Consider the following 26,641-nt stretch of genomic DNA (forward strand, 5'->3'; position numbering starts at 1 on the left):
ATAGTCATGGACGTCAAACAGCTCCGCCAAGTGATTGCTGTCGCTGAGACCAAAAGCTTTACGCTCGCCGCCCAGCGTCTGCATATCGCGCAACCTGCGCTCAGTATTGCGATAAAAAAGCTTGAGAATCAATTGGGTATGCCGATTTTTATCCGCAATGAAAAGCATATTCAGCTTACGCAAGAAGGGCAAGTATTGCTGCAGCATGCCTATCGCGTCGTACAGCAAATGCAAGATGCAGCCACAGCCATGGATGAGCTTAAAGGATTGCAAAAAGGCGAGGTACGTATCGGTGTACCGGGTATGCTCGGATCTTATTTTTTTCCTGAGTTGCTGATGGGGTTCCGCCGTCGCTATCCCGCGCTAAAACTCACAGTGGTAGAGGCTGGCACTCACTCCCTGCGGCAAATGCTGCTCGACGGTGAGCTGGATCTCGCCGTGATTAACGATAGAGAGGTGCCCGATTCGTTAGAAACCACGCATTTGATTTCTTCGCAGATGGTCGCCGTTGTCGCGACCGATCATACGCTCGCCACACATCATACGCTCGATTACCACACCTTTTTCGACCATGAGTTGATCATGTTCCGTCCGGGATACTTCCACCGTGATTACCTTGACCAGGTCTGCGATACGCATGCAATAATCCCCAAACTTTCATTAGAAACCAATTTACTGGCKATGATTTTGAATATCGTCCGTCATGGGTTTGCGATCAGTGCACTGCTCGATATGGTCACCGAACATGAAAGGGGGATTGTCGGGATCCCCTTTACACAACCGATCAAGCTCGATATTGCGATTGCCTGGCGTAAACAGGGCTACTTGTCCCTCGCCGATCGCGCCTTCATTGATTATGTGCAACAACACAATCCGTCTGCCAAGCCTTCTATGACATCCTGAGCCACCTTTCCCCAGATTTACCCCTATACTCGATGCAGGATTATCGCTAAAATCGCTGGCTAATTTATCGCCCGCCCTGGCGCACGATGCGCGTATCGTTGAATCGCCTGTCCTCATTGCAATGGGCTGACCAAGAGACCATAACGTGACACCGACTGCTATATACGATTACACCCCTTATTGGGCGGCCTGCTTTGGCCCCGCGCCTTTTTTGCCCACCAGCCGTGAAGAGATGGATATCTTAGGTTGGGATAGCTGCGATATCATCATCGTAACCGGTGATGCCTATGTCGATCATCCTAGCTTTGGCATGGCGGTGATTGGCCGCACATTGGAAGCACAAGGGTTTCGTGTTGGCATCATCTCGCAGCCTAACTGGCACAATAAAGATGATTTTATGGCATTAGGCGAGCCTAACCTATTCTTTGGCGTGACGGCTGGCAACATGGACTCGATGATCAACCGCTACACCGCAGACCGAAAACTGCGCCATGATGATGCCTATACGCCCAATAACGAGGGAGGTAAACGCCCTGATCGTGCGGTTTTGGTCTATTCTCAACGTTGTCGAGAGGCGTATAAGCAAACGCCGATCGTACTGGGCGGGATAGAGGCCAGCTTGCGCCGTTTAGCACACTACGACTATTGGTCAGACAAAGTCCGTCGCTCTGTGTTGTGTGACGCGAAAGCAGACATATTGCTATTTGGCAACGCAGAACGCGCCTTGATAGAAGTGGCACATCGTTTATCTCGCGGTGACACCTTAGCCGATATGACTCGCATCGCGGGCACCGCCGTGATGATGAAAACACCGCCCGAAGGTATGGCAGAAGTCGATTCCACCCGCATTGATAAACCGGGAAAGAGCATGACCATGCCCAACCCCTATGCAACAGAAACCCAATGCGAAACCAGCAAAAAAGCAGAGCCGGATGCCGCGAAACCAATCACCATTCGCCCTTCTAGGCATGATGCGAAAAACACCTTTGTTCGCCTGCCCTCGTTTGAAAAACTCAGAAACGATCGGATTTTGTATGCCCATGCAAGCCGGGTGATGCATTTAGAAGCCAACCCCTACTCCGCGCGGGCGTTGGGTCAGCAACATGGCGATCAACTCCTTTGGATTAATCCGCCTCCGGTGCCGCTCACCACCGAAGAAATGGACTATGTGTTTGGCCTCCCCTATGCGCGAGTACCTCATCCAAAGTACGGTAAAGCCAAGATCCCTGCCTACGACATGATTAAAACCTCGGTGAACATTATGCGTGGCTGTTTCGGCGGTTGTTCATTTTGTTCAATTACCGAGCACGAAGGGCGGATCATCCAAAACCGCTCACAAGCGTCGATCATTGAAGAGCTCAATGATATTCGCGATAAAGTGCCTGGTTTTACTGGCACGATTTCAGACTTGGGTGGCCCAACCGCTAACATGTATCGACTCGGCTGTGCCGATCCTAAAGCGGAGCGTAACTGTCGTCGCCCCTCTTGTGTATTTCCAAAGATTTGTGACAAGCTCAATACCGATCATCGCCATACCATTGATCTTTACCGTAAAGCACGCCAGGTAGAGGGAATCAAAAAAGTCCTGATTGCCTCGGGAGTGCGGTACGATCTGGCGATTGAGTCACCGGAATATGTGAAAGAGTTGGTCACTCACCATGTCGGTGGCTATTTGAAAATCGCCCCAGAACATACTGAGAAAAATACGCTGGATTTAATGATGAAGCCCGGTATGGGTGCGTATGATCGCTTCAAGGCTCTATTTGAAAAATACAGTAAAGAAGCGGGCAAAAAACAGTATTTGATCCCCTACTTCATTGCCGCGCATCCAGGGTGTACCGATGAAGATATGGTACATCTAGCATGCTGGCTGAAAGAGAATGCCTTTGAGTGCGACCAAGTGCAAAACTTTTACCCATCACCCATGTGTAATGCGACTGCCATGTACCATTCAGAAACCAACCCACTGAAGCGGGTACGCTATAAAAAGCGCGAAACACTGACAGTGGCAAAAGGAGAGCGCCAGCGACGCTTACACAAGGCACTACTGCGTTACCATGATCCCGCTAACTGGCCACTGATCCGTGAAGCCTTGGTACGTATGGGGAAACAGCATTTGATTGGTAACGGGCCCAAGTGCCTGATCCCGAAAGAAGATGCCCCCGAAAAAACAGGCCGGCAGCGCCGCTCAGGCCGCCATGGCACCCAGCGCTTTGCCACTAAGCACCCCAAACAACCCGATATACGTCGGCCAAATAACAAAGGGCGAGGCAATAACCAGCGTGGAAAACGCGCATAAGCGCCTGCTTTAAAAGGATGAAATAAAAAACGCCCGTCGTGGTACACCCCGTTGCGGGCATCTTACTACGGGCGTTTCACTACGAGCGCGGCGTGTTTGTTGGCGTTACGGTATCATCGTACTCATGGCGCGTCGGATACGCCCACCACTAACGGAAAAGCTCAACACCAATCACACCAAGCGCCAGGACACCGGCGATGGCTCCGATCACCCACGCAATTTTCTTTTGCGTCCCCTCGTCCAAGTACTGGGCTGCCGTAATCCCGAGTAAAACCAGCAAGATGATAACAATCGTTTTAAGCATTTGTTTTACCTTAGCTTTCAGCTCTTTATTTTACTGTATGACAAAGCCACCCAGATGCAAGCTTTATAGTGATACGTTATCGACACGCGCACGATCAATTCGCGTACACGCTAGCCGCAACAAGATTTGCAAAGGATGCTGTAACTGCGTCTCACTAAACCGCTTCACTTGGCTACGGCACGAGTAACCGGTTGCGAGCACTCTCTCGCTAGGTAGGTTTGCCAACTGTGGCGACCAACTTAAATCATAGATCGCAGCTGACGTTTCACGTTTGTCTGCTTCATGGCCATAAGTGCCCGCCATACCACAACAACCGACAGAAATCGGTTTAAGCGTCGCACCAAAGTGCGCAAATAAAGCCACCCATTGTTGCTCAGCATGAGGCAACTGTGTTTTCTCTGTACAGTGGCCGAACAGATACCAGGGGTCAGCATCACGGCTCGTCACGACCGGCATGTCAGGCACAACACTGCTCAGCCACTCATGACTCAGCATCACATTAAAGTTACCTCGGTGCTTACCTAGCGCTTCTTGATACTCATCGCGATAACAAAGCACCAGCGCCGGATCAACGCCCACCATGGGAATATTCAACGCCGCCAGCTGGTTTAAAAAGCCAGCGGTGTTACGCGCCGTCTGGGCGAAACGACGGAGGAAACCTTTTACATGCTGGGCTTTCCCGTTGGGTTTAAAGGGTACCAGCATGGGCACCTTCCCGAGTTGTCGCGCCAGTTTGATCAAATCGTGGATCAGGGGCGCTTCATAAAAACTGGTAAAAGGGTCCTGCACGATCAACACATAGTGCTCACGCTCTTGCGCGGACAGAGCCTGCAGCCATGCTAAGTCAAACTTAAGCGCATGATCGCCCGCCAGTGACTGAGCCAGCGTCGGTACCGACAACGCCGGTGTGTCTGTGTAGCCAATTAGCTTCGCAGTGAGTCCTTGAGCCCATTGAGGCTGAGTCGCCGCATTCACCCATTTTGGTGCTTTGGCCATCAGCGGTAGCAAGGTTTCAATGTTCGCCACTAAGTGGTCTTTCACCGGGCGCGGATAGCGGCTGTAATAGAGCTGCATAAAGCGCGAGCGGAAACTCGGCACATCCACTTTGATCGGACACTGACTAGCACAAGCCTTACACGCCAAGCAACCGCTCATGGCTTCCATGACTTCATGGCTAAAATCATCTGCTTCTCTGCGGCGAGTAAAATAGCGTCCGAATTTGGCCATCACTTCACGGACTGACGGCGACTGGGTCATCAATGCCTGCTCAACAGCCAACGGGTCGACACCTTGCTCAGACAGTAAACGCAACCATTCCCGCACGATCCCAGCGCGACCTTTTGGCGAATGGCGACGGTCATAACTGACCTTCATCGAAGGACACATGGGTGAGGCGGTGTCATAGTTAAAGCACAGCCCATTGCCATTGCACTCCATCGCCCCTTTAAAGCTATCACGTATTTCTACGGGGATTTGACGGTCATAAAAGCCACGCTTAGTGTCATCAACCTTCACCAAGGCATCTTGGCTATTAATCGGCGTACAAATCTTTCCTGGGTTCATTCGATTTTGCGGATCAAATGCCGCCTTTATATGGCGAAGCTGCGCAAACAAGGTCTCACCAAAAAACGCTGGGCCGTACTCCGAACGATACCCTTTACCATGCTCTCCCCACATCAAGCCGCCATACTTGGCAACCAAAGCAACCACTTGGTCAGAGAGGGTTTTCATGACGCGTTCTTGGTCAGGGTCACACAAATCCAGCGCTGGACGCACATGCAGTACCCCCGCATCGACATGACCAAACATGCCATAGTGCAAATGATGGCTGTCGAGCAATGCCCGAAATTCACTGATAAAGTCAGCAAGGTGCTCCGGCGGTACACAAGTGTCTTCGGCAAAGGCAACGGGCTTGGCTTTACCTTTTGTGGCACCCAGCAGTCCGACCGCCTTTTTTCGCATCGCGTAAATTTTGTTGATTGACGCGAGATCCCGACAAATCTGATAGCCAATCACCCCTTTTTGCTTGTGAGCAATCAAGCTATCCAGTTGCTGACAAAGTGCCGTAATCTGCTGCTCTATCTCACCCGGATCATTCCCCGCAAACTCCACCATATTAATGCCGTGCATGGTTTTGCCGGGCACTTCTTGCAACAAGTCACTCACCGTATGCCAAACAATGTCATTACGCGCTAAATCAAGCACTTTGGCATCAATGGTTTCAACCGACAAGGCATTAGCGTCTACCATCATCGGCGCATTACGCAATGCTGAGTCAAAGCTGTCGTATTTAATATTTACCAAAGTCCGCACGGTCGGGATCGGGGTGATATTGAGCTTGGCTTCGGCAATAAACGCTAAGGACCCTTCAGCGCCACACAGCACGCGACCAATGTCGAAGGCTGTGAGTGTGTCATCATAAACATGTTTAAGGTCATAGCCGGTTAAAAAGCGATTTAACGGTGGAAAGGTCTCGGTAATCAAGTCACGGTGCTCACGACAGACTGAGGACACCGTTTGCAGCGCTCGGCCAATGAGATCATCGCGCGACATCGCTTGCTGAAGCTGATCCGCATTGAGAGGCTGTGTATCGAGGACGCTACCATCGACGAGCACTGCTTTTAAACCCAGTACATGATCGGAGGTCTTGCCGTAACGTAGCGAGCCTTGACCGGAGGCATCGGTATTGATCATCCCGCCAATCGTGGCACGATTACTGGTCGATAAGTCAGGTGAGAAAAAGTAACCATACGGGCGCAAGACATCATTGAGTTGATCTTTAACCACGCCTGCTTGCACACGTACCCAGCCTTGCTCCGGGTTCACTTCCAGCACCTGTTGCATATGACGCGACACATCCACCACCACATGCTGGGTCAACGACTGGCCATTGGTGCCAGTGCCGCCACCACGGGGAGAAAACTTAATCTCACTAAAAGCTGGGGCTTGGACGGTCTGACCAATAAGCTGAAGATCATCAACCGATGCGGGAAAGAGGACGGCTTGTGGTAAGGCTTGATAAACACTGTTATCAGTGGCCACCGCAAGGCGGCTCGCATAGGTCGATTCAATGTCGCCTTGAAAACCTGCTGTTTGCAAAGCGGTGATAAAATCAACAACGGCGGACGACAGGCCCGCCTCTGGATGGATTGCCGGTATCATTGCTGTTCCTGTGCGCTATCTCACCATGCCTGGTGCAATTCTTGTTGTGCTGTCACTTTACCTTAACTCTTGGCACAGCCAAAGCGATCACCTAGCAAATCCTTATCACCACTCGCGCCAACCTAGCCGCTTACCCGACCATTTAGCAAGCTCTGGGCTGGCAATCAGTACCCAAGGGCCCAAACTCCATGCCGCCATTGAAACGACAATAAGCACAATCCAGCTTAGGCCTGTCAGCTGTGCCACTCCCCAGGCGGCGCCAACAATGGCGGCGATACCGAAAAAAATCCACGCCAGCGTTAACAGTTTGCCATTGAGCTGGCTGGCCGGTTTATGGCTAGGAAAGAGCTTATGCCAAACCTGACCGGTATAGACACCCGCTGCTAACGCTGACAGATACACCAAATTGGGTAATTTAAGCGCCAGCGCCAACAGCGCCATGATAAGGCACGCTAAAAACCAGATCCGGCCTGTGACCAACATGGGTCTATCATTACCCACTGTCACGGCATCCAGCTTGACGGTCGCCCAAGCAACACTGGCGCCGACCAAAGCGCCAATGACCACATCACTGGCAAAATGCACCCCAAGGTACATTCGGTTCAGCCCCATAAGCACGATCACCAACAACGCCACCGCAAGCGCGCCAAACGCGGGTGGGTGGGTGACTCGACGTTTTAGATACCAAGCAGTCATCACTGCCGCTGCAAGCAATGTATGTCCACTGGGTACGGTAAAACCGCTTGCCTGGCCGATTTGTAACTCTGGCCACAAATAAAACGGCCTTGGCATGGCAAAGCCACTTTTTAGCGTCGTCGACACTGCCGCCGCGCTTATTAACAAAAAGAGAAGTGATAATGCGGATTTATGGCCACGAAAGACCAAAAATAGCGGCAGCAGTGCAATGTAAAAAGCGGTCTCGCCCAGCGTATTGACCAATCTAAATACCGCGGTCACGGTCGAGCTCGCCGCCTCGCTCATTTGCTGTACCGCGGTTTGTATCCCCGCGACCCATCGATATTGACTGACATAAAACACAGGCGCTAAGGCACTAAAATCGGCCAAGGCACTGACATCGCTGCTTGGCGTTCTCGCCGCTAGCGACCACAAAAGATCACGACGGTCGCGAAAACGATAGCGATAATCCTGCGCATGGGCGCGCGGTACCAGCCGTGCTTGCTCGACTTCAGAGGCAAAATGGGGCGCGCGCCAAGCCGGCAAAAGACCCACTCCCTCCGCCGTAGAGACAACGGGCAATGGTGCCTGGCTTTGACAAGCAAATAACACACCGCGCTCATCTTGATGATAGACATTACCGACCGTGACGCGAATAGCCGTTTCTTCAAACACTTCACGCGCTAGCGCTCTACTCGGTGATTCGGCCAAATTAACCCGCCCACCGGGCAAACCATACCGTCCGGTCACTGTGTCTTTCACTAGCAAGAGCCGTCCGGCTGGATCGCTAATAATGCATGCGACCCCAGCGATCCCTTGCTCGGTGGAGAACGTAGTTTCATTCTCAGCCAAGGCATAGCTCGACACTAATCCGCTAAAGACTGACAATAGTACAGCGATAATCCGTTTCATGCGGCGGCTCCTGAATGCACGTGTCCTGATGAAAGATAAGGAAAAGAATGACGCAGCCAGACCCTCTTAGTCCCTATTATTACCATCATAACTTTCAAAACTTGATGGATTTAGTCTGCGAACGTGACTGGGATCTTCTCACGCACAAAGAACGACATTGGCTGACGACCTTTCAACAGCTTAGCTTCAAAGCACAGTGTTTGCTGGTGCGTTTACTGATGCGCCGTCACGACTGGTTTTTGGCCGGCTCGCTGCACTACGATGAGCTGGGTGAAACGCTGCCGCTGCTCGACACCTTGGCTGAACATCAGTTTATTAGTCTTACCCATACTGCCCCGGCAGAGGTGGTATTCAAATTACTCACCAAAACACAACTTATGGCGGCTTTTCCTGATACAGGGCTCGCCAAAAGTGCGCCTAAAAGCCAGTGGCAGCAGGCGATAGAGGCTCTCTACGGCAATACACTCGACAGCCCTTATGAATTGGTGGTCTGCCACCAGCCAGACATCTTACCGGTATTAAACCTGCTGTATTTTGGCAATTCACGCCAGGATTTGAGCCAGTTCGTGGTGGCCGAGCTGGGTATCCAACACTTTGAGCCCTATCCCATTCGGCAAGCCGATCGCTTATTTGAGCATCGGTCCCAAATAAATGACTGGCTGCACTTATCCGCATTAAACGAGATCGTGTGGCAAGCGCGCAAAAACAAGCAACCTAAAGAAGTCTTGGCGTTAGCACCCTGTTTGCCAGCCCCTTTTGACTGGGCACCGCTCGAGCGCAAGCGGCAGCGCTTGGTTAATCGCATTGCACGCGAATTTGAGCGCCAGGATGATTTATCGACCGCATTGTCGCTGTATCAAACCACCACTCAGCCACCCAGCCAAGAACGACGCGCACGTATCTTGATAAAGCAAGGTGACATTAAAGCGGCTGCAACCATCATCGCAACCATGCTCCAAGCCCCACACGATGAAGAAGAGCTTGACGTCGCTTATCGCTTGGCGAAACAAAAACCGGTTCGCGCACTCGGCAGCTTGGTTCCCTCAGCGCGTGCTAAACCGGCGACATTACCCACCGAGACGTTAGCTTTACCGCTGAATCAGCGCGTCGAAAATGAGGTTGCTGATTATTATCGTCAGCAAGGCTGGGAAGTATGGTTCAGCGAGAACAGCTTGCTTAACGCGTTGTTTGGGCTGTTTTTTTGGGATGTTTTGTTTTTGCCGGTCCGTGGCGCCTTTCTTAACCCTTTTCAACGTGGGCCGCGCGATCTCCACAGCGACGACTTTGTCGCTAAACGGCAGACACTGATTGATCAGCGCCTCGCCGAGATTGATCGAGCACGCGATTGGGTGGCACAACACTATCAGCAAAAGCACGGCATCACTAACGAGTGGGTAAATTGGTCGGTGATAGAGTGGCCGCTGCTTGAGGCTGCGTTAGTCATGCTTACAGACACACAGCTTCGCGCCTGTTTTCAACGTATTTTGTTCGACCGTCGCCATAACCGCCGCGGCCATCCAGACTTGTTTATGTGCCGAGGCGCATCCTACCAATGGGTGGAAGTAAAGGGGCCGGGCGATACGCTACAGCCTCACCAAACACGCTGGCTACAGTTTTTTCAACAGCATGAGATCCCAGCGAAAGTGACGTATGTCWCGCCGGATGAGTGATGCAAGCAGGGACATCCTACATGGGATAGGCCTACCACTGGCTCTCATACTCTGACGCGACATGCCTCAAGCCCCTAAAGTGACCTTGTCATTCACTCGCTTCAGCATTGGGGTTAAAAATGTAATGAGAACCATCGTAAACCAGCCGTTTAATCAACGCCTCGCAATGTTTGAGACCGCTGCGGTCAAACGACACGCCATAGCGTTGCATGCCCCATTTTTGTTGGCGGTTCTCTATTTGCCCACTCAAGATAAAACACTCGTCACTGTTTGGTGCTTGGATTTGAATCGCCATTTGGTGGTGTTTTTCAAACACAGGCGCAATGGCGTCAAAACTAAACCCACAACCGCCTGCAGAAATATCGGTAAGATTAACGGGCAAACGACGATGATCGAGCGGAATTTCCCCTTTGACGTTTAACTCATAACGATTATCTTTGCGCTGTTGTATCAGTTTGGCTTGTTGCGGTAACTCGACCATGACCAAATTAATGGGTGTTTTGAGCACGGTTGAGATCTTAGAGGCAAACCGCACTTTAGCCCCCTCGCCCTCATCAGATACTGCATCAACCGCCAAGCGATAACCTTCAATAAAAAACTGATTAACTTGATTAAGATTTTCTGTCGGTAGCGAAAAGAATAAGCGCTTTTCACCATCAAAACCGATAAAGGTACATTCACACCGGTACGTTTGTCCCACTGGGGTCTTTATTTGTACTTGCGTCGTGGTGCCATGCTTCATAAATGCCACGGCACGTAACCCTATGACGGTCTCTTCTCTCACCGTTTTGTATTTTTTGGCCTTAAGTTCAGGCAAGGACTGCATCATCGTTCGCTTTTATTGTGATGGATAACTAAGGGCACCGACGTCTCAAGTCAGTGCCCATGCGGCATTTACATCAGCATAAACATGACAAACTGTACCAGCGGTACGGCAGAGCCATCAGAGGTGATGATTTGGTTTCCCTCAATTTTGGCAGACAGCACAGTATTTTTATCTGTTTGTGTGACAAAACCCGCTTTGGTCAGATCCTGTACTTTTGCTTGCCACGGTGACTGTGTCACCACTCCATTGGGTACCGAGACATCAAGATCACCGCTTACCTGATTGACCAGTTGCTGCAAATTAAACACGCCAGTTGGCTCACTGCCTTTCACATCGACGTGCATGTCGACACTGATATCGCCTTCTGGCACGGTTAAGCTGGCGGGCGACAAATCAATCGATAACCCCGACTGCAACAATTGCACCAAAGCTTGGTCAAAGGCCTCCATACTCACTGGTGCGCTACCTTCTTGCCACTGCGACGAGAGTAACGCGATTTGGGACATGGCACTGTAGTCAAGATGATTGGCATCGAGTGCCACTACCAAGTTACGCCACTGCGTGTTGTTCGGTAACGCAATCGTTCCCACCGTCAGTTGGTTGGTGTTATTTAGCTCGCGGGTTGACGTTGACTCAGACGTAATCAACTTGTTCCCTATCTCAAGCTTGACGTCGCCCAGCTTTAACGATTGACCGCTCACATCACTGAAGTGCGCTTGCTCGAGCGATAAAGACTGTTCACCAATCCACAGACCATCTTGCAAATAGCCGCTTCCTGACCCCGACACGCTATCCACTTTCAGTTGCTGCCCACTATCGTCGTTGAAGGCCAGCGCGGGTAAAGAAAAGGTTGCGTTCACATGTCCTTTGCGGTCGATCTCGCCTTGTAGGCTTAACTCACTCGCGGTCAGGTTACTGCTCGCCTCTGATAGCGAAAAAGGTGCGACGGTAAGGTGATAATCGGATGCCCCTGTCATCAAGGTATCTAGCTCTAAACGAACTGGGGTTGGGTTACCTGGCCACGCTTTTTGGGTGATCGCTTGTAGCTCAGGCGTCATCACTAACGTGTTGCTTGACGAGACGCCAAACACGCCATGGGAGATCTCTGAGGCGATTTCGTAGCTAACGGGTAAGCCCGACTGCGCAAGCATCGCTTTGGTTTCACCCTGAAATGCGAGATGTGTGACCGCCTGCGAGCTTAAATACCCGCGATCGTAGGTCTGCTGCTCAAGCGTGAATTCTGCCGTTGAGCGCTGATCGACTTCTCGCTCATACATCGACTGTGCGATTTGGCCAGTCGCAAACGGCCAACACGCAACAATCGCAAGGCCACCTGCGATGGCACCATACTTTCCTAAAAACATGTTTTCTTTGCCTCAGGCATGCGAAAAATCATAGTGTAACTAAAATTAGGCGCTGAAGATAACGCGTTATACTGTGAAGGCAAACTGTTATGGAAGCCATCGCACAGGTCAATAGACAATGAATAATAAGAAGGAACTTTCTCACTAATGAGGCAAGGGCGTGTATCACAGTACCGCCATGCAGAATACGGTGTATTTATTCGTGAATGTCGACCATTTCGCATCATTGCCGCGGATAAATGCATACAATCAAAGCATATTTGCAATAGATCGACAGAGTGTATGAATCCCTACGTTATATTGTGCATTGACCAAGACCCTTTCGTGGTAGAGCAGTTGTCTCACGACCTTGCGCCGTTTCGTGATGTGTTTGATCTTTGCAGTGCAGAGACCCCAGACGACGCCTATACCATGCTCGACGACTTTAAGGCTAACGAGCAACAGGTGGCATTACTGATCTGCCATAACGGGTCGGACGATAATCGCGGTATCGATCTATTAGTCAATGTCGACAACCACTCTGCCAGTCAAGGCGCACGGACTGTTTTGCTCAGTGAGGCACCGCAATACGATATTATTTTGCAGGCGGTGAATGAAGGCCGACTCAATTATTGTATGCACAAGCCTTGGCGAGCCGAGGAGATGCAGCGTGTTGCCGAAAAAGAACTCACTACCTACGTGTTGCGCTATTGCCAACATGATTTGCTGCGTTATACCGAAGTGTTAGATCACCGCACCTTATTAGATGCTCAAGTTGAGCGCGAGATAAGCCAATTTCAAGCGCAATTGTTAGCGCCAGGCGAAACCGACAAAGCAGCGGTCGCCGATCGCGTCATTGCCGGTTTGTATGCGTTTTTTGAAGGCAACGATGAAAGCCGTGCGTGCCGCACCTACAGTGCCAACCATGTGCTTACCAAAGAAAATCAAGATAATGCATTTTTGTGGTTTATCACCGACGGTGACGTTGGGCTGTATAAAACAGATGACGAAGGGCAAGAGCACCATGTTTCCACCCTTTCTTCCGGCAGCTTGATTGGCAGTATGTCGTTCGTGACGGGAGACGTTTCTTTCTCTACGGGGCGCACCCTCACTCGGACGCAGGTGATCAAAATCGATCATGCGTTATTTAGCAAAATAATGACCAGCCGCTCTGAGCTGCTGCCATTGTTTATTCAATACCTGTTGCTGCACTTTAACCAACGCTTAAAGCGCAGTATCGATACCGAAATCCAGCTGCAGCAAACGCTCGCCTCACTGGACGAAGCTAACCGCCAGTTATTAGAAAAAGAAAAAATGGCACTACTGGGGCAACTCGTGGCGGGCGTTGCTCACGAACTCAATAATCCAGTGTCAGCGATTTTACGCAACAGTGACGCACTTGCAGACGCCCTAGAGGAAGTGGCAAAAACCCCGTTGACCTCAGCCAGCCGCGAACAAGCCCTGTCGCTTTTACAGACAAACCGCGAGAGTACCCCCCTATCAACCGCCACGGCTCGAACCTATACCCGCACCCTAAGCGACCTCACCGGGGATAAACGGATCGCGCGCGATTTAGTCAACATTGGGTTGTATCAGCCTGAAAAGATCAAAGAATGGCAACAACGTCTGGGTGAGGGCTTTAATCACGAACTTGCTACCTGGAAGCAATACGCCCGCTGTGGGCGGTTATTGCGCTCTAATCATGTCTGCGCGGCGCGTATTGCCGATCTCGTCAAAAGCTTACGCACCTATGCCCGTCAAGACAGCGAACAACGCCAACGCACCCGTATTATTGAAAACATTGACGATACCCTTACCTTATTTGAGCATCGACTCAAGCCTCATCAATTGGAAAAACGCTACGACTGGGTGCCCGATATTATTGCTCAGCCCTCGGCCTTAGCGCAGGTATGGACAAACCTCATTGCCAATGCCTTAGATGCGATGCAAACACCAGGCACACTGACAGTGACAGTAAAAACACTCAATGACCAAGCCTCTGGCACGATAGAAGTGTCGGTCAGTGATACCGGTATAGGCATGACCCCTGAGCAGCAAGCAAAAATGTTTGCGTTAAATTACACCACCAAACGCGAAGGTCATTTTGGTCTAGGTATTGGCCTGACCATGTGCCAAACCATTATCCATGAGCAAGGGGGCGATATTCAGGTACACTCGCAGCCAGCTGTCGGTACCACAATGACAGTGACGTTACCTATTGAACTCCCCGCCTCTGCCAGTAAGGAGCCCCAACGATGAGCCAATACTTAGTCCTATGTGTCGATGATGAGCGTGATGTGCTCGATAGCGTGATCGATGACTTGCAAGGCTTTACCGATCACTTCGAGGTGGAAGCGGCAGAGTCAGTCGCAGAAGCACGAGAAGTGATTGCGGACATGGCCACAGAAGGTACCAAGCTGGCATTGATTCTGTGTGATCATATTATGCCCGGCGAGCTCGGGGTGGAATTTTTGATTGAGTTAGCCAATCAGCCAGAGACAGCGTCGACGCGCAAAGTGTTACTGACCGGCCAAGCAGGCTTGGAAGATACGGTCTCTGCGGTTAATCACGCCAGTTTACACTATTACCTTGCCAAACCTTGGCAAAAAGAGACCTTGGTCAGTATCGTCACCGATCAGCTCACCAGCTATGTCATCGCGCACGAAGCCAATTTATTGCCGTGGACCAGTGTACTGAACACCCCTAGGATTGTAGAAGCCATCAACCGCAACAAATGGGATATGGGCGCAGAGTAGTCCCCAAACCAGTTTGTACACGCCGATAGGTCAAAAATCGGTAAAAAAGCCTGACTCACGGGCGGATGTGCTTGTTTCTGCGCGCAATCGTCTTATAGAATGATTTGAACACCAATAACAAGTGGAATTGATAATGCGTAAATCTCTTTTAGCCAGCGCGATTGTCGCTTTGGCTTCATTCAGCGCCGTGGCCAATGAAGAAGACGCCAACCTCACCACCATGAGTAACTTCAGTTACGACTATCTGGAAGGACGCATCGGTGTTAGCCCACTCACCTATGGTGCAGGATTTAGCATGTCTATCCATCCCAACGCGCACGTACGCGTAGAAGCGGATACCGAATTTGATTCCGATTGGGACACGGCTGCTGGGATTGGCTTTCATGCGCCGATTAACAACTGGGCAGACTTAACCGGTGAGCTACTCGCGCGTGGCGTCAACAAAGACAACTTTGATAGTGATGTCGGCTTAGAGGTCAACCTAGGCGTGCGTCAGTGGCTTGGCCCACAAGTTGAAGTTGGCGGCGAAATCGGCCTGCTAACAGTGGATGATGAAGAAGATACCTTTGGATCTGCCTACGGGCGATTCCATGCCACTGAGCTATTCTCACTCGGTGCAGCCTACCGTGTTAACGAGTGGTACGGCGATCAGTTTATGTTTACCACGCGTTTTAAATACTGATAAGTCCACTCGGTAATGCATTGCCATCAAGCAATGGCGTATTGCCGCCAGACGTTGAAAGTCAGATCAAAAAAACCCGCATCGCTGCGGGTTTTTATGTATGTATGCACTCATGCACAACTAACGGATCAATAGCATAGGCACAGTCGATTCAACCAACAACTTAGTGGTATTGCTCCCCACAAAGAATTGACGCAGTTTTGAGTGCCCGTAGGCGCCCATCACGATCATGCCCACTTGATTATCAGCTTGATACGCTAAAATCGCGCGGTGCACGTCACCGGTTAACTGAGCCTCAACCACATCGACACCCGCCGTTTTCAAGCGCTCTGCCGCGCGTTTAAACGCTGCTAGCTTTTCTTGCGAGTCTTCCACCATCACTAAATGACAGGTCATCCCTGCCAACAGCGGTGTGCTCAGTGCTTTTTCCACTAGCTTTTCGCTGATGTCACTGCCATCGAATGCTAATAAGTAGCTTTCAGGTGTTGAAAACTCACCGTTAGCAACCAAGGTATGCGCTTTAATCGAGCGCACCACGCTTTCAAGCTGCGAACCAATCGCCTTGGTGTCGTTTTGGTGTAGTTCACCTGATTTACCTAATACTAATACCCGTGTCTGTGGCTCGATATCCAGTAAGGTCTCCACCAAATTGCCATGGCGCTGCAACTTGCGCACATCGCTCAACCCTTTGGCTTTAGCGTCTTCTTCCAGCTCAGACAGCAAGGCTTTGCCGTGCTTCATGGCTAGCTTGGCGCGCTGCTCATCCAGCTCCACCAGCTCTTGTAGCAGTTGTTCACGGCTACCCACGCCCAAGTTGCCTGATAGTTCAGGCTCCGCTTGGTGTGAGGACTTATCCAGCACATGCAAAAGTGTCAAAGGGACAGACAAGCGCTTGGCAGCCCAAACGCTCAAATCTGCCACTTGCTTTGAATAATGCGGGCCATCTACGCACGCGGTAATTTGTTCCATGGTCGGTCTCCTTAGTGGCCACCCATCATTTTTTCTACTTCTTCTGGTTTATCGTGCACGCCGAACTTATCGACAATGGTAGCGGTCGCATCATTCATTCCCACGATATTCACCTCGGTACCCTCACGGCGGAACTTAATGACCACCTTATCAAGCACAGACACGGAGGTGATATCCCAGAAGTGCGCTGCCGAGAGATCGATGGTGACACGCTCCAACGCCTCTTTGAAGTCAAACGATGATAAAAATTGATCTGACGAGGCAAAWAAGACTTGGCCAACAACACGATAAGTACGCGCATCGCCATTGTCTTCAGGCTCGCTTTTAACCACCATAAAGCGACCAATTTTATTGGCAAAGAACAAGGCTGCCAGTAGCACCCCAACCAATACACCGATCGCGAGGTTGTGGGTGAAGACCACGACCACCACGGTCGAGACCATCACGATATTAGTCGATAGTGGGTGTGATTTCAGGTTAACCACTGACTCCCAAGAGAAGGTACCGATAGACACCATGATCATTACCGCCACCAGCGCGGCCATCGGGATTTGGCTGATCCAATCACTGAGGAACACCACCATAATCAGCAATAGCACACCGGCGAACAAGGTAGAGAGACGTCCACGTCCACCGGATTTAATGTTAATGACCGACTGACCAATCATCGCACAACCGGCCATACCGCCTAAGAAACCGGTGGCAATATTGGCAATACCTTGACCTTTACATTCACGGTTTTTCTCACTGTCTGTGTCGGTCAAATCATCGACGATGGTGGCGGTCATCATCGACTCAAGCAAACCCACCACAGCCAGTGCCGCAGAATAAGGGAAGATAATCGCCAGGGTTTCAACGTTTAGCGGCACATCCGGCCATAAGAACACTGGCAAGGTATCAGGCAGTTCACCCATGTCACCCACGGTACGCAAGTCGAGGTTATACGCCATTGCAATACCGGTTAGGATAAGAATACACATCAAAGGTGATGGAACCATTTTACCAATACGAGGAATGTGAGGGAAAAGATAGATGATCGCCAAACCGGCGGCCGTCATTGGATACACATGCCACATAATCTCGCCCATAAGAGTGATTTGTGGATAGTAAAGTCCAATACCAGAATCGGTCACCGCGAGCGCTTCCCATGTCACCTTTAGACCCTGGATGATTTCCGGACCAATAAGCTCTGGCAACTGCGCCATAAAGATCAGGATCGCGAGCGCGTTGACAAACCCGGTTACCACTGAGCGAGAAACAAAACGCATCAGGTTACCGAGTTTTAAATAACCGGCCGCTATTTGCAGTATCCCGGTTAGCACAGTGGCCGCCAATAGGTACTCAAGCCCATGCTCTTTCACCAAGGTCACCATCAACAGCGCCATCGCACCCGTTGCGGCGGAAATCATGCCTGGACGGCCACCCACAAAGGCAATGATCACTGCGATACTGAAGGAGGCGTAAAGCCCGACTTTCGGATCCACACCGGCAATAATCGAGAAGGCAATCGCTTCTGGGATCAAGGCCAATGCCACAACGATACCCGCAAGAATATCGCCACGTACATTGGAGAACCAATCACGCTGAATTCTATCTATCATGAACGTCTCTACAAAATTGGGTTAAAAAAGGTGTCGCGCTCATTTCAGGCCTGATTTCACCTGAAAATCAAAACGCGTGATCCTAGTCACTTATTGACCAAGCGTCAACTCCCCTTTTTTTGTCCAATAACGACTTAATGCCTATAAATCAGATGCTTAATTTGTAATTGTGATATTTTTAGCACAGATTTATTTCATTCTTTTCTCCAACCCCCTTTTTCGCTTATTTTTACCATCAGGCAAGGTTGGCTTTCGCACATTAGGCTTAGCGCTGTATCTTATATACGTGGATACACAGGCACCAACAGCACGGTAAAGGAAAGAATCAATCCAATGAGTGCATAAATCAGTTGGTTAAGCGTCCAGCCAATATCGATAACGATACCGAACACCCAAGGTGCCAATGCGGTGGAGAGGATCATCATGCCAGTCACCAAAGACCGAATGGCACCAATATGCGAGACCCCATACATTTCCGCCCATAAGGTATTAATCACAGGATTGGTTGCACCAATCGCTAAACCGAAAAGGCACATAAAAAGCGGTGCCGCAAGGGTATGATCAATGTTAGCTATCACCATTAGCCCAAGTAGCAGTGGAATGGGAATTAAGATAAGTACATTTCGCGAACGATATTTATCAATCAAGCTGCCTGATATCACTGAGCTTAGCCAATGCACGGCCCCGTAAAATACGAAACTGCCCGCTAATACGCCCGGCGTCCACCGTTTCGCTTCCAGGATAAAGTCCTGTTGGATAAAGACGCCGGTCACCAGAAACGGCGTCACCAAAGCTATCGGTATGATCATCCAAAACCGCCAGTCGCGAATAACTTGACGCCGACTCGCATCGCTGGCGTGGTTTTGATTATCTGCGTCAATACGGGTCCGCTTAAGGTCTGCTTTTCTGACTAGCCATAACACCAGTGGTAAAAACACCACTAACAGGGTAGCACCAATGAATAACCAGCTTTCTCGCCAGCCCAAAAACGCGATTAAGCCAATGACAATTGAGGGTAAAACCACCTCGCCAATGGCAACACCACTGCCGACCAAGCTAATGGCTTTGCCTTTATCCTGCTGTGCACGCTTAATCACAGTGGCCTGCGCGATGTGAGGCAAAAAACCTTGTCCACAAAAACGCAGTAAGAAGAAAACCAGCAGCAAGCCCACCACACTATCAACGGAATACATCAACGCACACGCGACCATCAGTAACGTGGCAAAGAAGATCAGTAGTTTGTCGACCCGCACCCGATCCACCACACCACCAAAGCTAATCACCAACACGCTGCTGGTCATGGTCGCAATGGCGTAAATCCCGCCGTAGGTTGCATCACTCAACAACAGCGCATCTTTAATACTGCTGCCATACCAACTGATGAAAAACGATTGACCAATGTTGCCAAAAAAGATCGATAGAAAGCCAAAAGCAATTAACGGCCATTGGTGCCTGATTAATGTCACATACGATCGCGCTAGCATACGCCTCCATTGCCCCCTGTCATTTCATTTTGAAACGTCATATATCAACACGCCTTCAAGGGTTTACTTAATGCATGAGGTGAAAGCTGACTATGACATGCCTGCACGGAAGAAGAAATGAAACCCGACCTGCTTACGTCGGTTTTGTGATGCCTTTTAATCCATATTGGCGATGAATCAATCGCTTATTCATGTTTTCACCGCTTACTGACACACAAACGGGCTGATATGCGCTAGGCTTTGCGCCCTCTCAATATCACAGACAATAACAACAATATGAATCCAGTCATGTCAGCGCCAACCAAGATGGCGTTACGCTTCCCCAAAGGGCGATTCGCCATGTTGAGTGTGTACAGCTTTACCGGTGCCGCCATTGTGGCTTCTACCATTTTTTCCCTGCTGCTTTTCTTATCCCTTGACGACAACCCGCTGATGCAATGGTTGTTCGGGGCACTGGCAGTGATTTTTGAAGCGGGTAAGTTTTACGCATGGTACGAGTTTGGTGAGCGCCGAGCGCACGGCAACTATGTGGGTGCCTTATCAGCCTTGGCTTTTTATCTCATTTTGGCCTTAATCTCGATTGGCGGCAGTATTGGCGGCATCAATAGTGCCACCAATGCCGCGCAAAGTGAGCAGCGCCAAGCCCAAGCGCAGATTGACGCTTATAACCGGCAAATCGATGCTATCGAGCAACAAATCACCTTGAATAATCAAGCCGCCGAGCGTTATATCGAACTGGATAGAATTGCGACTGGCGTAGCGCGATTACAAAAAGAAAACAACCAATTACGCAAAGAGCAACAGCAACTCGCGTTCGAGCGCGATAGTTTACCCGCGGTGGCACAGGGCTCCATCTTGGGATTGATTAGCAACCTTGCTAACACATTAGGCGTCAGCGCCGATCAAGCCCAATCTTGGCTGGTAATTTTTCTCTCTGTGTTGCTAGATTTGTTCACCGCTTTCTTTGTCGGCGTGATTGGTGAAGAGCAGCGTTTCCGCCATTGGTATCGTCACCCACATGCCACGCCCCCTACGCCTTTGAACAACAAGGCCTCTCCTCGTGCCAATGATATCAACACGGAATCCACCACGCCGGATTCAGCGTCTCCTCACGAGGATACGGATGCGCCTTATGCAGATATCAAAGCCGCGCTAGCCGCCAAAACGCTGCGTTGTAGCAAAAAAGCGGTGATGGCGGAATATGCACTCAGCCAAGAGGCCGTCGATACCCTATTTACCCACTTACAACAGCAGGGATTGGTGGCCAAAAAGCCGAACCACCATTATCACTGGGTGGGTTAAACCACCAGCATCAATATACCGCTGAGTATCATGGCGGGAAGCCCACTTAACTATCCCGTTCTTTGCGACTGCGTAGCGATGTGGTACAAACATCTTGTAAGTTTGTTAATCAGTACGTTACCTGACCTTTTAGCACCTTACCGATAAAAACAATTTATAACCAAGCAAATACAACAAAAAGGTGATCTATGCATAAGGCTGCACAAGAGGTGCATACGCCTGAGGCATCAGTATGGCGCGCATTAGGCGATGTCAGTCCGTTGTGCCTCGCCGTCCTGCCTTGGGGGATACTCTGCGGGTCATTAGGGCTGCAAATGGGATTCAGTGCACTGCAAACACAAGCCATGTCATTACTGGTTTTTGCCGGGGCGGTGCAATTGTCGGGCACCATGATGGTGGGCAATGCGGCGGGCTTACCGGCGGTGCTCGGTTCCACTCTGGTGATTAGCGCACGGCACCTTCTCTATGGTGCTCACTTTCGACAGTACATCACTCCCTTGCCACTTAAATGGCGTCTCGGCCTCGGCTTTTTACTGACCGATGAAATGTATGCGCTTTCAACCGCACACACCAGCAAGCAGGGAAGATTTTCTAAACACTACGCCCTGTATACGGGCGCCGCGTTTTATGTGGGTTGGAATCTTGCGACCTTGGCGGGGATTCTAGCTGGTTCTCAGCTGAAAGCCTTGGAAGCGATCGGCCTCGATTTTGCCATTGCAGCCACCTTTATCGCACTGACCGTTCCCAGTATAAAAAACCGCCCCGTACTGCTTTGTGCCTTAGCAAGCGGTGTCAGTATGCTGCTATTCACCTATTACCACATCCCCAATGCGTTAATCATTGCAACCGGCGTAGGTATGGTCGCGGGGCTAATGGCTGAGTCGCTACCGACACGGAGGGCGTCAACATGAGGTATTGGTTAATCATCGTCGCCATGGCGCTGATCACCTTCTCGGTGCGTTATCTGCTACTGGCACGGAGTATCCCTGTGCGCATTGGGCCGCGATTGCAACGACTCCTAACCTACTCTGCACCGGCGGTTCTGACCGCGCTATGGGTACCGATTGTCTTCTTTCCCGAGGATCAGCTGGCTATCTCTACCACCAATCCTTATTTAGTCAGTGCCTTGGTCGCTATCGGTTTAGCCTGTACCCGTCTATCGACCTTATTAGTGGTTGGGCTATCGATTGGTTTTTTCGTTACCCTTCAGCTTTGGGTCCTGGGATAAATAGCGACGATAAGCCATTTAGTGCGATACCACTATAGCAAGAGGCAGGGTCATCACCCTGCCTCTTTAATTTATTTGGTTGTTGTCTCAATCACCCGTTCTTATCACGACGCATGCTGTTTTTCCGCCTCGAGGACAGGCTTTTTACTGCGCAGCTGCAATTCATCAAGATCTTGGTTTAAAGACTCTGACAAGTCGCTAATTTTCACCATATCTTGTTTGTTTTCTTCCGATATTTCCGCTGCCTCCGCGCCAGATTCGGTCAAACGGTTGATGTTTGCGGCAATGTCAGTCGACACCGTTCTTTGCTGTTCAATCGCGCTGGCTAAGGAATTGATGCGATCACTGATAGTAGAAAAGTTATCAAGTACCCCCTCAATCGACTGGGACGTATCAGAGGCTTGAGATGAGGCACTTTGCGCCAGCTTCTCGGTGCGATCCGATAGCTCTGATGATTGCTTGAGACTCCGGAACAACTCTTTGGTCATATCATTGATCTCACTCGCCGACGCTTGTGTCCGGCTCGCCAGTTGACGTACTTCATCGGCAACCACGGCAAAGCCTCGTCCTTGCTCGCCCGCACGCGCCGCTTCGATTGCGGCATTTAACGCCAGCAAGTTCGTCTGCTCAGCCACATCGGTGATCACCGAGAGAAAATGCTCAATTTGGCTCGCACTGTGCTCAACTTTGTCAAACATCTCGGCTGACACTTTAATCGCCGACACCAGCTCATCGAGCTCACTCATCATATCGGTGAGCTCTTGTTGCGACTGACGCGAGCTCGAATCAATTTTGCCTGCTTCGTCAGAGATGGCTTGCACATCTTCAGAAAGCGACCCCACTGTGGTGGTCATTTCTTCGATGGCGGTGGCAATACTGTCTATTTTCTCGCTCTGTGCATCATTAATCGCAGCGCCTTTCTTGGCACGTTTTTCCGAGGCATCGGTAAAGTTATCCAAGGTATCGGCGGCTTTCTCAATATTGCGTACCGTGCGGCGCAGCTTTTCAACCGCATGGTTAAGCGAGGTAGCCACCTCCGCAAACTCATCACCGTCTCGCGTATCAATCGCCGCTGTTAAGTTACCTTGTGCCAACGACTTAGCGAAGCGATTCACTTTTGCAAGCCCAGCTTTAAAACGTCGGTCAATAAAAAGCGCCGCCGAACCTGCAACCAATACGTTTAACCCCAGCACTACGTACTCGTTAAGCCAGGGCAAGTGAATCATCAGTGAGGCAGAAAACCCCACCATGATGACATAACTCCCAATTGTCACCGCACGAATCGATACCTTTGGCATTGCTTATCCTCCTGTGATTTTAGCTGAGACACGCCCAGCATTGCAGACAGATATCAAGATAAGTGCCAATTTTTCACCACGGGAGAGAAGATTAGATAGGGAGCCAATTACACCCATTAGATCAATGCATTAGAAGGTTAGAAGCTAAGCTAGCACGATATTATGAATAAAGTCGTAGCCCAACGCTTTTTTCGTAATTGCAATTTGCACAATAAAAAGCAGCCCAAGGATACGTTACCCGTAAAGCTGCTTTGAAAATAACCGTTTAGAACAGTAGCAATGCGTTGCAATTCGCTAATTTATTGCATATCAGTCGGTCATGCCGTTTTCTGTGCCCGTTGTTGTACGCGAGAGACATGGATCAAGCCCATCAATTTGATACTCGGCTTCAGTAACAATTGCGCGCTACCCACAATAAACAGCCAAGTCCCGCTTTCCATTAACGCATCATTGAGAAAAAAGAAGCTACCGATCAAAAACCAAATCGCAATCAACAAATCATTAAACGCCCCTAACGCTTCATAGCGACGCTGAATCACTAAGTGCTTATTACCAATATCAATATCCAGTTCTGGGCCATTGCGCTGTATCATCTTGCCTCCTCTGGACCTTGGTATTAACAATGAATAGGAAAGTCTGTCATGGCATTAGCAATCAAGGTGTTGCCGTTTAATGCCCAGCATGGTTCTCACCATGTTGACAACAAACGTGACCGCACTCAATCCTAAAAACAACCAGGCTAGCGGGATGAACGCGAAAGGTTCGTGTAGAGTGCCATTAGCAGCAACATGTGGCGTGGAAAGGTTAAAGGCGAGCAGGCAACCTGTGCCGATGAGGAAGAGGATAAACGAGGTACGAAAATGTCGCAGTAGGGTTAACATAAAACCTATATTCGTTGCTTCAGTACGTCTTGAGACTGACTACAACACTAAAAGTTCCACGTCTCTCACATTTTTTTCAAAAAAAACCGCTACCTTGCATGATGCGTGGGCAGCGGCTGATTCATTTCGCGTCTTGGTCAACGGAGCATTAAAGCTTGTACGTCGACACCTTGTTGCTCAGTTGCGTTGCTTGGTTACGCAGGTTATCCGCCTCTTGCGAGGTATCGTTGGCACTGCTCACCAAGTGCTCGGAGACATCTTTGATGGATGTGATGTTTTGTGTGATTTCGCTTGTCACATGAGTTTGCTCTTCTGCCGCTGTCGCGATCTGAGTGGCCATATCACTGATTTGATTAACTGCTGCATCAATTTCACTCAGTGCTGCCGTGGCTTTATCCACATCAGACACAGAATCGCCTGCTAACGCTGAGCTACTTTCCATCGTCGATACCGCGCTTGCCGTCGTGGTTTGCAACGTCTCAATCGTGGATTTAATTTCTTCTGTCGAGGCATGGGTACGCTGCGACAAAATACGTACCTCATCAGCTACCACGGCAAAGCCTCGCCCTTGCTCACCCGCACGCGCTGCCTCAATAGCCGCGTTGAGTGCAAGCAAGTTGGTTTGCTCAGCAATCCCTTGAATCGTCGACAGTACTGTCGAAATCTCCTGCGAGTGCTTATCTAGCTCGGCGACGATAGTGCTGGCCTGTTTCAGCTCATCCGACAACCGGGTAATTGATGTTTTGGTATTTTCAACCACCGCACGCCCGTTATCGGTACTAGCGGTCGACTCTTGTGCCGTATTCGCGGTATGTTCAGCATGAGAGGCGATCTCTTGTGTCGCAGAGGCCAACTCGGTGACAGCGGTTGCCACCATGGTCACTTCCTGCTGCTGCTGATTAATGTCATCCACGTTGCGGCGCGCACGTTCCGTACTGCTGTCCGATTGTGATGTCAACTGCTCTGCTTGCTCGCGAATGTGGCTAATCAACTGATGCATACTCCCCACAAAGGTGTTGAAGTTTTTCGCCAGTTGCCCCACTTCATCTTCACTCTCAACATCGATACGCTGAGTCAGATCGCCACTACCATGCGCAATTTGCTCAAGGGCATTAGAGACATTGGTCAGCGGCCTAAATAGGATGTTTACCAATAAGTTAAACAATAAAGTACAAGCAATGACGACACCAATTGTCACTGCGACTTGTCCCCATACTGCATCGAACAGTGGCGCGACTAATGAATCATAGTTAATCACGGTGACAGTGATTAATCCGGTATCTTCGATGGGTTTGGCATACACCACACTTTCTGCCCCGCCCACGTCGGCCATCACACTCTCACCCGAATTCATGGCGGACTTGACCGTGCTGAAAGACAAGCCTAGCTGGTTAATTGGCTCATTGAGTAGGTCGGTATTGGCGTGGGTAAAAATATTGCCTTCGCTGTTGGCGATAAACATAAAGCTATCACCAGGCAGGATCACTTTCTCGAGGCCTTCGATGATGTCGCCAATTTCAACATCCGCCCCAAGCACCAAGGTATCGCCGTTGAACTGGAGCGCTTTACCTAATGACACCACATTGGCGCCGGTTGCCGCGGCCACCGTCGGGTTGTCCATGAACACACTCGATGGGTCCGCTTTGGCGTTGATATACCACCCCCACTTGCGCGGATCGTCATTGCCCGGCGGTAGCACAACACCATTCGCGTTATCCTGACTGCCATCTGGGTAGGCAAGAAAGACATTGTCAAAGCCACCGGCATCGCGCACCTGTTTAAGGTGGGTAACCATGTTGTTTGCATCAGCCTCACTGGTCAGCGAGGTCATTGCACGCTCTTTTGACGCGACCCAATCAGACACATATTGATTGTATGATGCAGTGGCACTTTCCAGCCGCTGTGCGACTTCGGTGTCCAACCGAGAGAGTGATGCGCGAAACGATAACGCTTCAACGAGCAAACCACCAATAATGATGGCCACACTCGCCGACAGCGCGAGCTTGTGTTTGAGGGAGAGTTTTTTAAACATAACTGCCTTGTTTGTCTGTCATAATGTTTTAATAATGATTTTTAGTAAAACAGCGTTATTTGCAACCCGCAAAATAAGCGCCATACAACTGATAGGTATATCACAACAATTGTGTAAGAGAATTACTCAAACTGTTGTCAACAGGTGATAAAACAACCAATTTCATGCAACGCTCCTGGGTGTGAGCCTTTAGGCAATCGCTTGTCTATTCCGAGGCTAGCAGCCAGCTGACCTCACATACTGCGCCAGATCAGAGAAATGTAACAAACCACAAACTCAGGGAGATAACTTAACTATCAATAACTCGCTCCCTC

The 26,641-nt window shown here is 50.2% G+C and carries 21 protein-coding genes; 9 read left to right on the top strand and 12 right to left on the bottom strand.

Going from position 1 to position 26,641, the window contains the following annotated elements; genetic code table 11:
* The first annotated feature begins 6 nt into the window (after nucleotides 1-6).
* Both BZG23_RS12645 and BZG23_RS12650 read left to right on the top strand, forming a co-directional pair.
* The gene (locus BZG23_RS12645) at nucleotides 7-903 is read left to right on the top strand and encodes a LysR family transcriptional regulator (protein WP_077607137.1); all 897 of its coding nucleotides are present in this window, start codon (nucleotides 7-9) and stop codon (nucleotides 901-903) included.
* 145 nt (nucleotides 904-1,048) lie between these two features.
* Nucleotides 1,049-3,202, top strand: coding sequence for a YgiQ family radical SAM protein (locus BZG23_RS12650; protein ID WP_077579044.1), 2,154 nt, complete (start codon nucleotides 1,049-1,051; stop codon nucleotides 3,200-3,202).
* Between the two features lie 148 nt (nucleotides 3,203-3,350).
* Here the strand turns inward: BZG23_RS12650 and BZG23_RS16610 are convergent, their stop codons facing one another.
* The 3 genes from BZG23_RS16610 to BZG23_RS12660 form a co-directional block, all read right to left on the bottom strand.
* A complete protein-coding gene (locus tag BZG23_RS16610; RefSeq protein ID WP_156146643.1) occupies nucleotides 3,351-3,506 on the bottom strand; it encodes a hypothetical protein in 156 nt (51 codons plus the stop codon).
* 63 nt (nucleotides 3,507-3,569) lie between these two features.
* Nucleotides 3,570-6,668, bottom strand: a complete 3,099-nt coding sequence (gene ydiJ / locus BZG23_RS12655; protein WP_077607138.1) for a D-2-hydroxyglutarate dehydrogenase YdiJ — start codon at nucleotides 6,666-6,668, stop codon at nucleotides 3,570-3,572.
* 105 nt (nucleotides 6,669-6,773) lie between these two features.
* The gene (locus BZG23_RS12660; protein ID WP_077607139.1) at nucleotides 6,774-8,255 is read right to left on the bottom strand and encodes a bifunctional NUDIX hydrolase/phosphatase PAP2 family protein; all 1,482 of its coding nucleotides are present in this window, start codon (nucleotides 8,253-8,255) and stop codon (nucleotides 6,774-6,776) included.
* A 47-nt stretch (nucleotides 8,256-8,302) separates the two neighbouring features.
* Between BZG23_RS12660 and BZG23_RS12665 the strand changes: the two genes are divergently transcribed.
* Complete coding sequence (locus BZG23_RS12665; protein ID WP_077607140.1) at nucleotides 8,303-9,925, top strand: VRR-NUC domain-containing protein; 1,623 nt, start codon at nucleotides 8,303-8,305, stop codon at nucleotides 9,923-9,925.
* An 88-nt stretch (nucleotides 9,926-10,013) separates the two neighbouring features.
* On the opposite strand, the gene BZG23_RS12670 is transcribed toward BZG23_RS12665, so the two are convergent.
* Nucleotides 10,014-10,754, bottom strand: coding sequence for a PilZ domain-containing protein (locus tag BZG23_RS12670; protein WP_077579040.1), 741 nt, complete (start codon nucleotides 10,752-10,754; stop codon nucleotides 10,014-10,016).
* Nucleotides 10,755-10,819: 65 nt separating this feature from the next.
* Nucleotides 10,820-12,115: a DUF945 family protein gene (locus BZG23_RS12675; protein WP_077607141.1), complete on the bottom strand. Its 1,296-nt coding sequence runs from the start codon at nucleotides 12,113-12,115 to the stop codon at nucleotides 10,820-10,822.
* Nucleotides 12,116-12,397: 282 nt separating this feature from the next.
* Here BZG23_RS12675 and BZG23_RS12680 point away from each other — a divergent pair, with 282 nt between their 5' ends.
* The 3 genes from BZG23_RS12680 to BZG23_RS12690 all read left to right on the top strand — a co-directional run bounded on the left by BZG23_RS12680 (nucleotide 12,398) and on the right by BZG23_RS12690 (nucleotide 15,532).
* Nucleotides 12,398-14,353: an ATP-binding protein gene (locus BZG23_RS12680; RefSeq protein ID WP_198532170.1), complete on the top strand. Its 1,956-nt coding sequence runs from the start codon at nucleotides 12,398-12,400 to the stop codon at nucleotides 14,351-14,353.
* The gene (locus tag BZG23_RS12685; protein ID WP_077607143.1) at nucleotides 14,350-14,850 is read left to right on the top strand and encodes a response regulator; all 501 of its coding nucleotides are present in this window, start codon (nucleotides 14,350-14,352) and stop codon (nucleotides 14,848-14,850) included. Before BZG23_RS12680 ends, BZG23_RS12685 begins: the two co-directional genes overlap by 4 nt.
* Nucleotides 14,851-14,983: 133 nt before the next feature.
* Entirely contained in the window at nucleotides 14,984-15,532 is a 549-nt protein-coding gene (locus tag BZG23_RS12690; protein WP_046073060.1) for a hypothetical protein, read from the top strand.
* A gap of 120 nt (nucleotides 15,533-15,652) precedes the next feature.
* On the opposite strand, the gene BZG23_RS12695 is transcribed toward BZG23_RS12690, so the two are convergent.
* The 3 genes from BZG23_RS12695 to BZG23_RS12705 form a co-directional block, all read right to left on the bottom strand.
* On the bottom strand, nucleotides 15,653-16,501 hold the full coding sequence (locus tag BZG23_RS12695; RefSeq protein WP_077607144.1) for a universal stress protein: 849 nt from the start codon (nucleotides 16,499-16,501) through the stop codon (nucleotides 15,653-15,655).
* A gap of 11 nt (nucleotides 16,502-16,512) precedes the next feature.
* Nucleotides 16,513-18,102, bottom strand: a complete 1,590-nt coding sequence (locus BZG23_RS12700; RefSeq protein ID WP_077607145.1) for a SulP family inorganic anion transporter — start codon at nucleotides 18,100-18,102, stop codon at nucleotides 16,513-16,515.
* Between the two features lie 278 nt (nucleotides 18,103-18,380).
* Nucleotides 18,381-19,586 carry an MFS transporter gene (locus BZG23_RS12705; protein ID WP_077607146.1) on the bottom strand — a complete coding sequence of 402 codons (1,206 nt, stop codon included), beginning with the start codon at nucleotides 19,584-19,586 and terminating at the stop codon, nucleotides 18,381-18,383.
* A 288-nt stretch (nucleotides 19,587-19,874) separates the two neighbouring features.
* Here BZG23_RS12705 and BZG23_RS12710 point away from each other — a divergent pair, with 288 nt between their 5' ends.
* The 3 genes from BZG23_RS12710 to BZG23_RS12720 all read left to right on the top strand — a co-directional run bounded on the left by BZG23_RS12710 (nucleotide 19,875) and on the right by BZG23_RS12720 (nucleotide 22,116).
* Complete coding sequence (locus tag BZG23_RS12710) at nucleotides 19,875-20,888, top strand: Preprotein translocase subunit SecY (RefSeq protein WP_077607147.1); 1,014 nt, start codon at nucleotides 19,875-19,877, stop codon at nucleotides 20,886-20,888.
* Between the two features lie 188 nt (nucleotides 20,889-21,076).
* Complete coding sequence (locus BZG23_RS12715; protein WP_077607148.1) at nucleotides 21,077-21,799, top strand: AzlC family ABC transporter permease; 723 nt, start codon at nucleotides 21,077-21,079, stop codon at nucleotides 21,797-21,799.
* Entirely contained in the window at nucleotides 21,796-22,116 is a 321-nt protein-coding gene (locus tag BZG23_RS12720; protein WP_077607149.1) for an AzlD domain-containing protein, read from the top strand. Before BZG23_RS12715 ends, BZG23_RS12720 begins: the two co-directional genes overlap by 4 nt.
* Before the next feature lie 104 nt (nucleotides 22,117-22,220).
* On the opposite strand, the gene BZG23_RS12725 is transcribed toward BZG23_RS12720, so the two are convergent.
* The 4 genes from BZG23_RS12725 to BZG23_RS12740 all read right to left on the bottom strand — a co-directional run bounded on the left by BZG23_RS12725 (nucleotide 22,221) and on the right by BZG23_RS12740 (nucleotide 26,327).
* Nucleotides 22,221-23,414: a methyl-accepting chemotaxis protein gene (locus BZG23_RS12725; protein WP_077607150.1), complete on the bottom strand. Its 1,194-nt coding sequence runs from the start codon at nucleotides 23,412-23,414 to the stop codon at nucleotides 22,221-22,223.
* A gap of 317 nt (nucleotides 23,415-23,731) precedes the next feature.
* Nucleotides 23,732-24,007 (bottom strand): YrhK family protein, encoded by a 276-nt coding sequence (locus BZG23_RS12730; RefSeq protein WP_077607151.1) that lies wholly within the window; start codon nucleotides 24,005-24,007, stop codon nucleotides 23,732-23,734.
* 54 nt (nucleotides 24,008-24,061) lie between these two features.
* Nucleotides 24,062-24,295, bottom strand: coding sequence for a DUF3955 domain-containing protein (locus tag BZG23_RS12735; RefSeq protein ID WP_077607152.1), 234 nt, complete (start codon nucleotides 24,293-24,295; stop codon nucleotides 24,062-24,064).
* A gap of 148 nt (nucleotides 24,296-24,443) precedes the next feature.
* Nucleotides 24,444-26,327: a methyl-accepting chemotaxis protein gene (locus BZG23_RS12740; RefSeq protein ID WP_077607153.1), complete on the bottom strand. Its 1,884-nt coding sequence runs from the start codon at nucleotides 26,325-26,327 to the stop codon at nucleotides 24,444-24,446.
* Between the last annotated feature and the right edge of the window lie 314 nt (nucleotides 26,328-26,641).

Source organism: Salinivibrio sp. ML290 (assembly GCF_001995695.1).
GTDB lineage: Bacteria > Pseudomonadota > Gammaproteobacteria > Enterobacterales > Vibrionaceae > Salinivibrio > Salinivibrio siamensis.